11 protein-coding genes are annotated in these 13,966 nt (G+C 46.7%); 1 reads left to right on the top strand and 10 read right to left on the bottom strand.

Going from position 1 to position 13,966, the window contains the following annotated elements; translation table 11 throughout:
- Positions 1-37 precede the first annotated feature (37 nt).
- From B9T10_RS00890 to B9T10_RS00860, 7 genes are all read right to left on the bottom strand, one after another.
- On the bottom strand, positions 38-1,768 hold the full coding sequence (locus B9T10_RS00890) for a PTS fructose transporter subunit IIC (RefSeq protein WP_094537571.1): 1,731 nt from the start codon (positions 1,766-1,768) through the stop codon (positions 38-40).
- Positions 1,765-2,703: a 1-phosphofructokinase gene (gene pfkB / locus B9T10_RS00885; RefSeq protein WP_094492021.1), complete on the bottom strand. Its 939-nt coding sequence runs from the start codon at positions 2,701-2,703 to the stop codon at positions 1,765-1,767. Before pfkB ends, B9T10_RS00890 begins: the two co-directional genes overlap by 4 nt.
- Positions 2,700-5,219: a phosphoenolpyruvate--protein phosphotransferase gene (ptsP, locus tag B9T10_RS00880; RefSeq protein ID WP_094537570.1), complete on the bottom strand. Its 2,520-nt coding sequence runs from the start codon at positions 5,217-5,219 to the stop codon at positions 2,700-2,702. Before ptsP ends, pfkB begins: the two co-directional genes overlap by 4 nt.
- Before the next feature lie 331 nt (positions 5,220-5,550).
- Positions 5,551-7,812, bottom strand: a complete 2,262-nt coding sequence (locus B9T10_RS00875; RefSeq protein WP_094537569.1) for a Tex family protein — start codon at positions 7,810-7,812, stop codon at positions 5,551-5,553.
- Between the two features lie 63 nt (positions 7,813-7,875).
- A complete protein-coding gene (locus B9T10_RS00870; protein ID WP_094537568.1) occupies positions 7,876-9,090 on the bottom strand; it encodes a DUF819 family protein in 1,215 nt (404 codons plus the stop codon).
- Between the two features lie 9 nt (positions 9,091-9,099).
- The gene (locus B9T10_RS00865; protein WP_094537567.1) at positions 9,100-9,795 is read right to left on the bottom strand and encodes a M15 family metallopeptidase; all 696 of its coding nucleotides are present in this window, start codon (positions 9,793-9,795) and stop codon (positions 9,100-9,102) included.
- Positions 9,796-9,917: 122 nt separating this feature from the next.
- The gene (locus B9T10_RS00860; RefSeq protein ID WP_008314311.1) at positions 9,918-10,346 is read right to left on the bottom strand and encodes a PACE efflux transporter; all 429 of its coding nucleotides are present in this window, start codon (positions 10,344-10,346) and stop codon (positions 9,918-9,920) included.
- A 128-nt stretch (positions 10,347-10,474) separates the two neighbouring features.
- On the opposite strand from B9T10_RS00860, the gene B9T10_RS00855 reads away from it, so the two are divergent.
- Positions 10,475-11,890 carry an aminotransferase-like domain-containing protein gene (locus B9T10_RS00855; RefSeq protein WP_094537566.1) on the top strand — a complete coding sequence of 472 codons (1,416 nt, stop codon included), beginning with the start codon at positions 10,475-10,477 and terminating at the stop codon, positions 11,888-11,890.
- Between the two features lie 139 nt (positions 11,891-12,029).
- Here B9T10_RS00855 and B9T10_RS00850 read toward each other — a convergent pair whose 3' ends face one another.
- The 3 genes from B9T10_RS00850 to B9T10_RS00840 are packed head-to-tail and all read right to left on the bottom strand — an operon-like array spanning position 12,030 to position 13,964.
- Positions 12,030-12,641, bottom strand: coding sequence for a GDSL-type esterase/lipase family protein (locus B9T10_RS00850; RefSeq protein ID WP_094537565.1), 612 nt, complete (start codon positions 12,639-12,641; stop codon positions 12,030-12,032).
- Between the two features lie 56 nt (positions 12,642-12,697).
- On the bottom strand, positions 12,698-13,474 hold the full coding sequence (locus tag B9T10_RS00845) for a TOBE domain-containing protein (RefSeq protein ID WP_063503374.1): 777 nt from the start codon (positions 13,472-13,474) through the stop codon (positions 12,698-12,700).
- A complete protein-coding gene (locus B9T10_RS00840; RefSeq protein ID WP_094537564.1) occupies positions 13,467-13,964 on the bottom strand; it encodes a YcxB family protein in 498 nt (165 codons plus the stop codon). Before B9T10_RS00840 ends, B9T10_RS00845 begins: the two co-directional genes overlap by 8 nt.
- Positions 13,965-13,966: the final 2 nt, after the last annotated feature.

Raw genomic sequence — 13,966 nt, 5'->3', positions numbered from 1 at the left:
CGCCCCGAAAGGCGCATTGATTATACCGAAGAATCGTTTATGCGGTCGCTTTGGCCACCACTGTTTTTTTCACGATGCCAAGCAATAGCGCACTGACCACCGTACCCACTACAATGGCAAGGGCATAGCCTAATAAGTTAGAGACTGCACCCGGAATGGCCAACACAAAGATACCGCCATGCGGCGCTTTGAGCTGACAACCTAATGCCATAGAGATTGCACCTGCCACTGCAGAACCTGCCACAAAGCATGGAATCACGCGAAATGGATCACGCGCTGCAAAAGGAATCGCCCCTTCGCTGATAAAAGCTAATCCTAACACCCCAGTGGCCACGCCTGCTTCATATTCATCATGGGTGAATTTATTTTTAAATAAACGTGTCGCCACTGCTGCAGACAATGGAGGTACCATACCAGCGGCCATAACAGCAGCAATCGGTTCATACACACCTGAAGCAATGAGTGCCACTGCTGTTGCATATGCGGCTTTGTTGATGGGTCCACCTAAGTCTGCTGCCATCATGCCACCGATGATTGCACCGATCACAAAGGAACTGGCCCCATGCATACTGCGAAGCCAGGATTCTAAGCCGTGTAACACTGCCGCCACAGGCTCACCAATCACATACACCATCACCAAGCCCACAATGAGGGTGCCCAATAATGGTAAAATTAAGATGGGTTTTAAACCTTCTAGATTGCGATGCAACTTGATGTGTTTATTGAGCCATAAGACCAAATAACCGGCCATGAAACCTGCAATAATGCCACCTAAAAAGCCTGAACCAATTTGTGCAGCAAGAAAACCACCGATCATACCAGGCGCTAAACCTGGGCGATCTGCAATGGAAAAGGCAATGTAACCTGCCAACGCGGGCACCATCAAGGAGAACCCAACCCCACCAATGGTCGATAGTGTATGAGCAAAAGACCCCGCATTTTCTGGGCTGCCGGCATTGATGCCGCCAAATGCAAAGGCTAACGCGATCAATAAACCGCCTGCCACCACAAACGGCAACATGAAGGAGACGCCCGACATCAAATGTTTATACACACCACTGGCCGATTGCCCTTCTGTTTTAGAGGCCGCTTGACTGTCAGCAGCTGCACTGCCTTGCTGTATTTTTGCCTCTGCAATGGCTTTTTGAATGTAACCTTCCCCATTGCTGATGGCCATTTTTGTGCCAGATGCATACACACGTTTGCCATTAAAACGGGAACGATCCACCTCGCGATCCGCTGCGATGATGACCAAATCCGCAGCCTTAATCTCTTCAGGCGTTAACACATCTTGCGCACCGACTGAGCCTTGCGTTTCTACACGCACATGATAACCGAGTGCTTCACCTGCGGTTTGTAATCCTTCTGCCGCCATAAAAGTATGGGCGATCCCTGTCGGGCAAGAGGTGACTGCAATAATGTTATGGATGGCATCTTTGCTTGTGGCATTCGGTGCTAAGGCATCCGCAGTCTCTTTTGCCACAGCTTGCAACACAGATTTTGGATCACTCAATAGATCACTCATGGTGACCATTTTTTGATCCGTTTGTGGATATTGCTCAGCAATGTCTTGCCCCACATCCGCTAAAATCAAGGCATCTTGTGCGCTAGGTAAAGCTTTAAAATTCACCATTTTTTGATCATTCGAGATGATGGCCACATCGACATTGTGCCCAAGCTCTTTAGCGGCTTGGTGCAACGCTTCTTTGGCTAAAATGGCTTTCACATCTGATTGGTCTGAATTGAGGATGACCCAAATGTTTTTCATGATGATACCTCCAAAGTTTGGATTGTCACTTGTACTGCAAATGCTTCAACAACTTCATGTTCCGGTAAGTTTGGCCCAATGGAGCCTAACTTAGACACCGCAAAGGCGGTGGCTAAGCGTGCAATGCGCTCAAGGCTTGCATGCTCACGCATCGCGCTGGCAATGCCAGCGACCATCGCATCACCTGCCCCAACGGTGGTCATCACTTTAGGCGCAATGAGCGTTGCTTTAATGACGCCTGTATCATCAATAAAGAGCGCGCCATCACTGCCCATTGAGATCACCACTAAACGAATGCCACTGACCAATAATTTTTTGGCCTCGGCAATCACATCCTTTTCTGTGGTTAATGTACGTCCTGCGTATTCAGAGAGCTCCACAAAATTGGGTTTCACGCAATAAGGCTTCACGGGGGCGGCTAAAGCGGCTTTAAGCGCCGCACCGCTCGCATCCACAATCACTTTGGTATCGTGTGGTGCTAAAGCTTCTAAAATCTCTGCATAAATGGTGCCTTGGCACAAAGGTGGAATGGAACCTGACAAAATGGCAACCTCATAATCTTGTGCCACAGCGCCCATCATCTCTGTTAAAGCAGATTCACTCGCAGCGATGCCTGGTAAGTTAATGTCTGTGGTGCAATCGTGATCCACAATTTTAATGTTGGTGCGATTGAGTCCGGGCACGCGAATGAATTGATCATCCATCCCTTTATACTCAAACATCGCCTCAAAAATGCCAATGTTTTCATCGCCTAAAAGGCCTGTGACCACAATCGGTTCTTCAAACCAGTCGGCCAAACAAGAAGCCACCATAATGCCCTTACCGCCTGCCGTATAATGCACCGATTGTGCTCGATGCACCTCACCCACTTGTAATTGCTCTAACTGAATGGTTTGATCAATCGCGGGATTTAATGTCACGGTGATGATGCTCATGCCATGTCTCCTGTTAATGCACGCACTTCAGCGGCGTTTTCAAAGGTGATAGCTTTTGCGGCCATCGCTTGCATATCTGCCAATGAATGCTGACGAATGTGCGCTTTGACCGATGCAATGTCCCGCGGCGTCATCGATAACTCATCCACACCTAAACCCATGAGCAACAATGCACCTAAAGGATCACCAGCTAAACCGCCACACACACCAACATGGCGTTGATGCTTTTTCGCGCCTTGTACGGTTTTTTCAATCAAACGCAACACCGCAGGATGTAAACTGTCTGCTTCTGGCGCCAGATCCGGATTTTGACGATCCATCGCCAATGTGTATTGCGTTAAGTCATTCGTGCCAATGGAGAAAAAGTCCACATGTTCTGCCAACACATCCGCCATTAATGCGGCTGCAGGCACTTCCACCATGATGCCGATGGGGATATTTGGGCCATCAACTGCGATGCGCATCTCTTCACAATGGGCTTTTAGGGCAGTGATTTCTGACACTGATGTGATCATCGGAAACATAATCGACACATCTTTGCCATCTTTCGCCGCACGATAAATGGCTTTAAGCTGCGGTAATAATAGATCTAAACGGCGCAGCAATAAACGCGCCCCACGCACGCCTAAAAATGGATTCTCCTCATGTGGCAATTTAAGGTGTGCCACTTGTTTATCCCCGCCAATGTCTAACGCGCGGATGATGAGCGGCGCGTCGTCTAAGGCTGTGATCATCGCTTGATAAGTCTCATATTGCTCATCTTCTGAAGGTGTATCGCCGCGCTCTAAAAAGAGAAACTCTGTCCGCATGAGCCCAACGCCTTCTGCACCTTGAGCCATCGCAAATTTTACTTGATCCGGTCGATTGACATTCGCCGCCACCATCATGGTGTGACCATCTGTCGTGGTGGCAGGTTTGCGGCGATCGGCTTCCTCTTTTTCACGTTTTTCGCGCTGCGTGATGATCCATGCGTTTGCTGCGTCAATGTTTGTTGCAGTTGGGCGAACATAAATGGCCGCGCCATCGCCATCCACAATGATCTCATCATGGGTTTCAATGATGTGTAACCCTTGCCCCACAGCCACAACCGCTGGAATGCCCAGCGTTCTTGCTAAAATGGCTGTGTGCGAGGTTGGCCCGCCAAATTCTGTCACCAAGCCTTTGACTTTATTGACATCAAGTAACGCAGTATCAGAGGGCGATAAATCACTGGCCACTAAAATCCATTCACCTTCTGGTAAATCTGCCAATGTGGTGCGTTTTAACGCAGGATCAATGTAACCAAGCACACGCTGACCCACATCGCGTAAATCCGCTGCACGTTCTGCCAATAAAGGATTGCCCGATTGCGTCAATTGCTCCGCACGATCTTCAATGGCTTGATGCCAAGACCAAGCCACGCCATGCCCTGCCACCATCAATTGACACGCAGCGCTTACCAATGAAGTGTCCTCTAATAATGCCGCTTGGGCTTTGAATATCTCAGCATCCCCTGCCCCTAAACGGCGCGTGGTGCTGTCAATCAATGCCACCATGCGTTGGCGCGCTTGATTCAAGGCTTGATCTAATAAAGCACCGCCTTCAATGAGGCTCACAGGTGAATCTTTAATGTCCGGTTCATGGGCAGAGAGATAATACGCTTTGCCCAGCATAAATCCCGGGCTGGCCGTCACGCCATACAATGCATCCCCGTGATTTTCAGCCGGCTGCCAACCGCCAGTATTTTGTGCTTTCATTTGCGCTTGAGCGCGCTCGGCATCTTCTTTTTCTTTCGCAGTTAATGCCATAATGCTCTGTTTAAATTGTGCCAATAAGGCTTCAGCATTGTCGCCCTCTGCAGAAATCACCACTTGATCACCCGCGCGCAAACCTAATTGTAACAATGCCACCATATTGTCCGCAGCTGCCACTTCATTGTCATGGCGCACTTGAATGTGTATGCCCAATTTTTTGGCACTGTCTGCCCAACTTGATGCCGGGCGCGCATGTAAACCTGAAGGATAATCCACCGTCCATTCAATGGCATGTGCGTAATCTTTCACCGTTTCAGATGATTGTGGCGCGGCGGCTTCGCCTGTTAAAGCTTCAATAATTTTTGCTGCTTGATCCGTTGTGGATAATTCTGCCAATAATGATTCATTTTGTAATAATCGCGTGAGTTGACGCAAAATGGTGATGTGTGTGTCTGATTTTGCAGCAATCGCCACAATGAGCGTCGCTTTTTGTCCATCATTCCATTCAACGCCATCTGGCACTTGCAGCACTGCAATCGCATCATGCTCAATGAGCCCTTTATCCTCCACCAAACCATGAGGAATGGCAACACCTGAGCCTAAATAGGTGTTCGATACCGCTTCGCGCTGCATCATGCTGTGAATAAAATCGTTTTTAACCATCCCTGCCTGCACTAATAATGCACCTACGGCTTCAATCGCCGCTTTTTTATCTGCAGGATGTGCATTTAACTGAATCAATTGTTCATTCAATGCCACATGTGATGCTGTTGAATTGACCATATAAACTCCTAGTTGATTGCATATCTTGAATATCAAACCATCAGTGATCCGTCATATTTCCCATCAATCTTAACATTACTATACATTCAGCTCATACTATTTTTATGTTTGATCCATCAATACCATGATCGTGATCACTAATGCATTAAAAAATCACTGCCCATGCCCGATGATCTCCATCATAACGCAATTATCCACACTTATGTAAGTCAGAGCTTAATATAAAATATTTATTAAATATAATGATTAATCATTATGTTATTTAAAATGTCGATCTTAGCAGCCTCAGGCCCAAAAAAAGCCCCATATGGGGCTCTTTGATGCATCGATGTTATTTTTTCAAACCTTGAAGCGCTGCGGCAAAGGGATTATTGCTTGGGGCTTCTTTCACCGCCTTTTTATTAAAGTTGCCTTTATTCGGCTGCCCTTTGATCGATGGGTTTTTCATTTGATTGACATCATCCGTCAAACGCATGGTGAGCTGAATGCGGTTGCGTGGCACATCCACCTCAATCACTTTGACTTTGACAATGTCCCCAACTTTAACCACTTCATGCGGATCTTTCACAAAACGATCGGCTAATGCACTGATGTGCACCAAACCATCTTGATGCACGCCAATGTCCACAAAGGCACCAAAGTTCGCCACATTCGTGATCACACCTTCTAACAACATACCCTCTTTTAAATCTTTTAAGGTTTCAATGCCCTCTTTAAAGGTCGCGGTTTTAAACTCAGGTCGTGGATCGCGTCCTGGCTTTTCAAGCTCTTTGATGATGTCCATCACGGTGGGCACACCAAATTTTTCACAGGTATAATCGGCTGCCTTCAAGCCCTTTAAAAAGCTCACATTGCCAATCACTTGATCAATGGTCATCGCATGCTTAGCCAAAATACGTTCCACCACAGGATAAGCCTCAGGATGCACCGCGGAGCGATCTAACGGATTGTCCCCAAAGATGCGCAAGAATCCGGCCGCTTGTTCAAAGGTTTTGTCCCCTAAGCGTGGCACTTTTTTAAGGGCTTTACGATTTTCAAAGGCACCATTTTCATCGCGATAATTCACAATGTTCTGCGCAATTGTGCCATTTAACCCTGAAATATAGGTTAACAGCGCCGTCGATGCTGTATTCACATCCACACCCACCGCGTTCACACAATCTTCCACCACAGCCGTTAAGCTTTTGTTGAGCTGCGTTTGATTCACATCATGTTGATATTGACCGACCCCGATGGATTTTGGATCAATTTTCACCAATTCCGCCAATGGATCTTGCAAACGACGAGCAATGGAGACTGCACCGCGCAGCGCCACATCCATGTTCGGAAACTCTTTTGCTGCCAATTCAGAGGCTGAATAGACGGATGCGCCCGCTTCACTCACCACAATCTTTTTAAGATTCGGGACGCGTTCACACAACTCAGCGGCCAACTTATCACTTTCACGGGAGGCCGTGCCGTTGCCAATTGAGACCAATGTCAATTGATGCTTATGACACAACGCCTCTAACACCGCTAACGATTGCGCCCATTGATTTTGCGGCGCATGGGGATAAATCACGGTGGTGTCCAACACTTTGCCTGTCGCATCCACACATGCGATTTTACAACCCGTACGTTGCCCGGGATCAATGCCCAAAATGGCTTGATTACCTGCAGGCGCCATCAACAATAAATCTTTTAGATTTTTAGCGAACACTTTAATCGCTTCATCATCCGCTTCATCGCGCATTTTGCCTAAATGCTCAAGGGCTAAAGATAAAAAGAGTTTAGAGCGCCAACACAAACGCACCGTATCACTCATCCATTTGTGCATGCCTGTTAAGCCAAAATAATCGGCAATCAAACTTTGTGGCACATCAATGGCTGGCTCAGGCAAAATGAGCTCTACATTCAACAATTCCTCTTTTTTACCGCGCAGCAATGCCAAGGCACGATGCGATGGAATGGTTTTAATCGGCTCGCGGAACTCAAAGTAATCAGAATATTTAATGGCCGCTTGCTTTTTCGCCTCGTCCACCGACGCCACAATCACCCCTTCATCCCACACAAATTGGCGCAATTTGCCCACAAGATCGGCTTGTTCTGCCATGTGTTCAATCAAAATAAAGCGTGCGCCATCTAACACGGATTTTTCATCCGCAAAACCTGCTTCAGGGTTTAAGTATTGATCCACAAGCGTTGAGGGATCAAGCGTTGGGGATGCTAATAATGCCATTGCCATTGGCTCAATGCCTGCTTCACGCGCGATCTGTGCTTTGGTGCGGCGCTTGGGTTTATACGGCAAATAGAGATCTTCAAGCTCTGTTTTTGTGAGCGTATTTTGAATCTTTTGTTCTAAGACTGGCGTCAATTTCTCTTGGCTGCGAATGGATTCTAAAATCGTGGCTTTACGCTCATTGAGCTCACGAAGATAACCTAAACGGACATCTAACGTGCGCAGCTGCGTATCATCTAAACCGCCCGTCACCTCTTTACGATAGCGGGCAATGAATGGCACCGTCGCCCCTTCATCGAGTAATGCCACAGCGGCACTCACCTGTGCGGCTTTTGCGTTGATTTCGCTGGCAATGATCTCCACAATTGACTGCATGCGTGCTCCTCTTTTGATTGATTGAATGGGCAGATTCTAACAGAATTGCCCATCCTTAGCAGATTACAACTTAGACAAAAAGATATAGAGCAACGTGCCAATGTAATTGCCTGTAATGTATCCCACGGTGCCCACCACTAAAATCGGGCCAATGAGGCTCTTCCATCCTTGGCTGATGGCAAGCGCTGCGGCAGTTGTGGGTCCACCGACATTCGCGTTACAAGCAAGCACAATCTCTTCTAAAGAGAATTTAAAGAGTTTACCTGTAAGCAGCGTCCACACTAAGTTGATCAACATCACCACAATCACAAAAATGAACAACAATGGCGCATTTTGAATGATCAATGTGATGGATGCAGGCATTGCAATCACCACAAAGAAGAGATAAATGGCGTATGTGCCAAGCTCTTGCGCGCCTTGTAATTTTGCAAACTGGCGCTTAAATAATGTCAGTGCCAATAAAGTCAATGTGGTCAATAATAAGTATTTGTCTGTGATGAGTCCTAACGCGATTTCCTCTGCGATGTTTGCAGGCGCACCAAAAAAGCCTTTTAACAATGCGGATGCTTTAAAAGATAGGCTCACCAATAATGCAGAGGCAGCAATGGAAATGGCAATATCTTTTAAGCCAATGTTTTTAGGCTGCCAATAAGCTTCAGAAACGGTTTGGGCTTGCCCTGTTTTGGCTTCTGCTTCAAAGGCATGGATGAAAGGCGTCGGGAAACGGCGGCGAAATAAGCCCATGCTCGCCATCACGATCAACAAAATGAAATACACAGACATCACTAAATTATCCGCAACCGTTGTGGCTGCCACAATGTCTTTTGTAGGCTCATATTTCGCCACCATCGCCGCGAAATTCACGCCGCCACCTGTATAGGTTGCACCAATCATTGCGCTCACCTTATCAAGCTCAGGGATGTAATTTTTTAAGGCAAAAAATGCCACAATCACACCGAACACTGTGCCAATGGAGCTCAATAAAAAGATCGCCAATAAGCGCCCGCTCTCTTTAAAAATGGCGTGAATGTTCACATGAAACAGCAACAACGGAATGGCCAGCGGCACCACATATGCCCAAACGGCATCATAAACGGCGGTATCCTGCGGCACTAAATGTAAATTCGTGGCGGCAAGCCCAATAATTAACGCAATCACCGCACCCGATAAACGCGCGGCCCATTGATATTTTTGCTCAAGTACGATCGATACGGTGGCGGCCGTCAATAAAAATGCCCACAAGCCAATCGTGTTGTCTGCTGAAATCCAAGTTTCCATATTTGCTCCTTACACGCCTTCAATCGCAGAATACACTGCTTGTGTTTGACCGCTGTAATGCGCCCACAATTGATTGCCAAAATCAAAGTGCCACCATTCTGTCGGTAAATTGGTAAAGCCTGCATTTGTCATGGCATTGAATAAAATGCGGCGGCGAATTCTAATTTCACCCTCGCGATCCTCAAACGCTGCGGTCCATGAGTCAATTTCAGGACCATCAAAAGGTGTACCCATGTCAAGCATATTGCCTGCACGATCACAGAGGGCAACATCCACAGAGCCACCCGTCAAATGTGGGCTGGGAGCTTTTGGATCACGGCTGGGTACCGCAACAAACTCATTGAGGTGCCGTAAAAAATCATCGTCTGATAAATCAGGGGATTGAGCTTTCAGCACCGCAGCAATCGAGGATCGCAGCGCCATTTGCACCGCATAAGGACGATAGCCATCGAGCACCATCAGCACATAATCGTCTGGCAGATAAGCGGCGGCGGCTAAATGCAACTTTTTCGCTACATTTTCACGCAAATAAATTGCATCAAGCGCGCCATCAATGCCTGAATCATGATAAAAAGCACGGCAAAACAGTCGATCATGCGGATCAATTTTGACCAATGGTTCATTGTTCTCTTGAATATCCACTTGAAAAATCTGTGCCCAATCTGGCGTTGGCAGCTTGGGAATGGCATGCATTGTGTGACTCATATTCATCCTTGTTTGATCAAAATCAACCTTAAGGAAAATACATTATGCGAATCACTACAATTTGACAACATTTGTCATTAAAAAAGTTTTCTCACATGATGGGAGTGTTTAAATGCCATCATTTAAGCCTTCACAATCTGACGGCGCACTTTGTCATACAGCCAATTATAAAGATACGTATAAAAGAGGAAAAAGATCAAAAAGCCAATTTCAATCATAAAGGCATCGATGAGTGTCACTTTGAGGAAAAAAGCGATCATAGGCACAGTAAACAGCACCAAAGTACCCTCAAAACCAATGGCGTGCAGCATGCGGATTTTCACCGGGCGATCACCATTGACAAACGGGAACACGCGATCAAACAGCCAGTTAAACACAATGTTTAACAACAGCGCCGTCACTGAAATGAGCACAGACAAAATCCCCATCGAACCCGCCGGTTTATTTAAAATAAAAATGCCGATCAGCATCGTAAACACGATGGCAAAAAACTCAAACGTGATGGCATGAAAAATGCGCTCCTTCAGCGAGCGACTTGCAGAAATGGCCATAATGGACTCGTAAAAATTATTAGAATCTCTGATTCTAGGGTAATCTATCCTTTTCCTCAAATGGACTGTGCATTGATGATACATTCACCGCGCTGTGCTAATTTCCCTCCAATTTTTGAGATTCTGCCATGAAGCGTTATGAAAAATTGGCCCATGAATTGATGGAGCTCATTCGCACAGGCACCTTGCAAGGTAAAGAGCGATTGCCATCCGTGCGCGCAGCAAGTCAGCGCTTTCAACTCAGTCAATCCACGGTGATTCAAGCCTATTATTTATTGGAAGCCCAAGGGCTCATTTATGCCAAAGATCGCTCGGGCTATTACGTCACGCCGTCGTTTAACCACACCTTAAAAACGCCACTGCCCGCCCATTTGCCCACAAAAACCACAGAAGTGCATGTCAGCGACTTCATTTTCTCCATTTTACAAAACCTCAAGCACCCGCACATGGTGCAATTAGGCTCGGCATTTCCAACCCCTGAGCTTTTTCCCATTCGCGAGCTTTCCGCGAGCATGGCAACATCCTTAAAAGCACTTGAAGCCGATCCACATGCATTGATTGCCAACATGACTCGCGGGCACCCTGATTTAATCCGTCAAATTGAGCTGCGTTATCGCTTAAATGGCACCGCGCTGATGGATGATGAGCTCATCATCACCAATGGCGCGATGGAGGCATTGAGCTTATCATTACAAGCCGTCACAAAGCCCGGGGACATTGTTGCCATTGAATCCCCCGCTTTTTACGCCATTTTACAAATTTTAGAGCGCCTACAACTGACGGCCATTGAAATTCCTGTGCATCCAACCGATGGCATGGACATCAAAGCATTAATTGATGCCACTGGGCAATTTGACATCAAAGCCGTGGTTCTGATGACTCATTGCCAGAATCCACTGGGGGCGAATCTACCAATCCATGCGCAACATGCGCTTATGGCGCTGAGTGAACAACATCAATTGCCTATTATTGTGGATGATGTTTATCTTGAATTATACTTTGGGCAAGCGCCGCCCCATTGTCTCAAAGCCCTTGATCAATCAGGCTTAGTGCTTCATTGCAGTTCATTTTCTAAGTGTTTAGCGCCCGGTTATCGCATTGGCTGGGTGGCTGCAGGCCGTTTTCATGGCGCGATTGAGCGTTTAAAACTCATGACCTCCCTTTCCCCTGCGATGCCCTCACAATTGGCGCTCGCGCATTATTTACAGCATCAGCATTATGATCGCCATTTGCAGCGCTTACGTTATACTTTGGCATTATCTGCACAAAAGATGCGTGCTGCGATTGCTGAATACTTTCCCTCACAAACAGCTGTCAGCGAGCCACAAGGGGGCTATTTTTTATGGGTGGAACTGCCGCATCACATCGATGCATTAAAACTCTATCATGCTGCCTTAGCCCACAACATTACATTGGCGCCCGGCTCGATTTTTTCAGTCTCCCATCAATTTAAGCATTGCATGCGTTTAAATTATGGCATGCGTTGGCACACAGATTTAGACAATGCCATTGCACGCTTGGGTAAGCTGATTAAAAATCAATAGATTATCTTGATCTGTATCGCTTTTAATGTAAAAACTGCATCTAACAGATACACACAGATGGCTTATACTGCACTCATCCCAATCACACGTTGATCACTCTCTAACTCCCACCGAGACGATTCACGTGATTGGGAGTCCTTTAATGCACCAATCCCATGCCGTGGAGCTGTAGATAAATGGCTTCACCTAACACGCGGTAACCTTCACCATTTGGGTGCACCAAATCTTTTTTATAACGCGGCGTGCGCAACAGCATGCTGAACACATCCGGCACCACATTGATCTCCTCTTCGCGGGCAAGATCAGCATAAATGGGTGAATCCTCAATATTTGTGGTCACTGTCATGGAAGAAGACAATGCAGGAATGGCGATCAACACTGGAATGGCATTGTGGCGCTTGACACGGCGAATGATGCGGCGCAAATTCTCTTTAACGGCGCTGTCCTCAACATTATTGAGAAAATCATTGCCGCCTAATTCAATCAACACCAATTTTGGCTGATGTTGCACCATCGCAGCGTCAATGCGGTTATTTGCCGTTTCTGCCGTCTCCCCAACAATGCCTGCATTGATCACTTGCCAGCCGGATAATTCAGACAAAACATAAGGGTAAGACTCTTGTGCCCCAACGCCGTAGCCTAACGTGATGCTATCGCCAAAGGCCAATACTTTAACATTCTGCCCTAAAGGCTCATAACGAATCACGTTGTTGTCACATGCCTGTACGATCAAAACCATCATACTGATCATGAATAGTCGTATCCATCGTTGCATATACGGCCACCTTATGTGTTGTTACTGTTACATTAAATTTTAACCAAAATGATGTTTTTAGGATCAATCACCACACCAACGCGATCCCCTTCGGTCAAATCTTTCACCGACTCTGCCATCATGGTAGACACGAGGGTTTGATTGCCCACTGTCAATGTGATCTCGCAGCCATCAGCTTCCACTTTATTGTCCACCACAACGCCGCTCAATGCATCGGGCACACTGCCCTCTAACACCAATTCTACATTGGGCGCTTTGATGAGCAAAATGAATTCGCCGCCCGCTTTGACATCTAACAACTTTGTGCTTTCATCGGTGATGAACGCTTTGAGTAATTGCGGGGATTCATCCGCGCCAATGTTAAATTCGATCTCATCATGCACGCCAAATGTGTGCACTTTGACCACTTTGCCCACCAATTGATTGCGCGCACTCGTTTGAAAGCGCAATTGCTGCAATAAACCGATGTCCGCCTGTAAATCTTTAGAATATTCACTCATGCTCTTTAAAAAGGCAGAATGTGCCTCTTGAATGAGGTCAAAATGTTGCACCAACTGTAAGCCGCGCGCCGTCAATTGTGTACCGCCGCCCCCTTTACCGCCCGTCATGCGGACCACTAAAGGCTCTGGCGATAAATTATTCATGGTATTGACCGCATCCCACGCCGCTTTATAGCTCATTGGCACTTGTTTTGCCGCATGTGTGATGGAACCGGTGCGATGAATCTCCTTTAAGAGGCGAATCTGCTGAGGGTTGCCAAAATGCACGCCTTGCGTGGTTAAACGTAAATCACCTTCAAAGTTAAACATTATACTCTCCATAATTTGCCAATTTACGCGATAATAATCCGCGTAAGTTTCCCAATGATGCTTCATCTAACGTGCGCTTTGGCACAATGGCATAGTGATCGGATGAATCATAAAACAGCATCAACAACTGCTCCGTTTCTAAATAAGCTGCATAATCATCCCACGGAATCACTTCATCCACTTGACCACATTTGTAGACAATGTGATTGTCTGAGAAAACCAAAGTTTCTGCAATCCCGGCATTGGCAATGTGATTAAAATTACGGCGCACAATCCAGCGCTTGACATAACCTTGATGAATCAAAAACGCCACAATGGCAATGACACCGCCTAAAAAGTATTGCCCAATGACGGCAAATGCTACGGCAATGATGATCAATGCCAATTGCACATAAAGATCCACCGAACCCTTTTTCAAAGCGGTACGAAAGCCTTCATCGGCTGCGTAGTACTCCTCTAATGTCGCAATGTAGGTGACTTCGATTTCCATAC

Source organism: Wohlfahrtiimonas chitiniclastica, assembly GCF_002252325.1.
In the GTDB taxonomy this organism is placed as follows: Bacteria; Pseudomonadota; Gammaproteobacteria; order Cardiobacteriales; family Wohlfahrtiimonadaceae; genus Wohlfahrtiimonas; species Wohlfahrtiimonas chitiniclastica.
This window is presented reverse-complemented; position numbering and strand designations above follow the sequence as displayed.

Bases quoted from the DNA above. Each gene is read 5' to 3' on its own strand.
- B9T10_RS00890 (WP_094537571.1), bottom strand. From the start codon at position 1,768: ATGAAAAACATTTGGGTCATCCTCAATTCAGACCAATCAGATGTGAAA.
- pfkB (WP_094492021.1), bottom strand. From the start codon at position 2,703: ATGAGCATCATCACCGTGACATTAAATCCCGCGATTGATCAAACCATT.
- ptsP (WP_094537570.1), bottom strand. From the start codon at position 5,219: ATGGTCAATTCAACAGCATCACATGTGGCATTGAATGAACAATTGATT.
- B9T10_RS00875 (WP_094537569.1), bottom strand. From the start codon at position 7,812: ATGCAGTCAATTGTGGAGATCATTGCCAGCGAAATCAACGCAAAAGCC.
- B9T10_RS00870 (WP_094537568.1), bottom strand. From the start codon at position 9,090: ATGGAAACTTGGATTTCAGCAGACAACACGATTGGCTTGTGGGCATTT.
- B9T10_RS00865 (WP_094537567.1), bottom strand. From the start codon at position 9,795: ATGAGTCACACAATGCATGCCATTCCCAAGCTGCCAACGCCAGATTGG.
- B9T10_RS00860 (WP_008314311.1), bottom strand. From the start codon at position 10,346: ATGGCCATTTCTGCAAGTCGCTCGCTGAAGGAGCGCATTTTTCATGCC.
- B9T10_RS00855 (WP_094537566.1), top strand. From the start codon at position 10,475: ATGAAGCGTTATGAAAAATTGGCCCATGAATTGATGGAGCTCATTCGC.
- B9T10_RS00850 (WP_094537565.1), bottom strand. From the start codon at position 12,641: ATGATCAGTATGATGGTTTTGATCGTACAGGCATGTGACAACAACGTG.
- B9T10_RS00845 (WP_063503374.1), bottom strand. From the start codon at position 13,474: ATGTTTAACTTTGAAGGTGATTTACGTTTAACCACGCAAGGCGTGCAT.
- B9T10_RS00840 (WP_094537564.1), bottom strand. From the start codon at position 13,964: ATGGAAATCGAAGTCACCTACATTGCGACATTAGAGGAGTACTACGCA.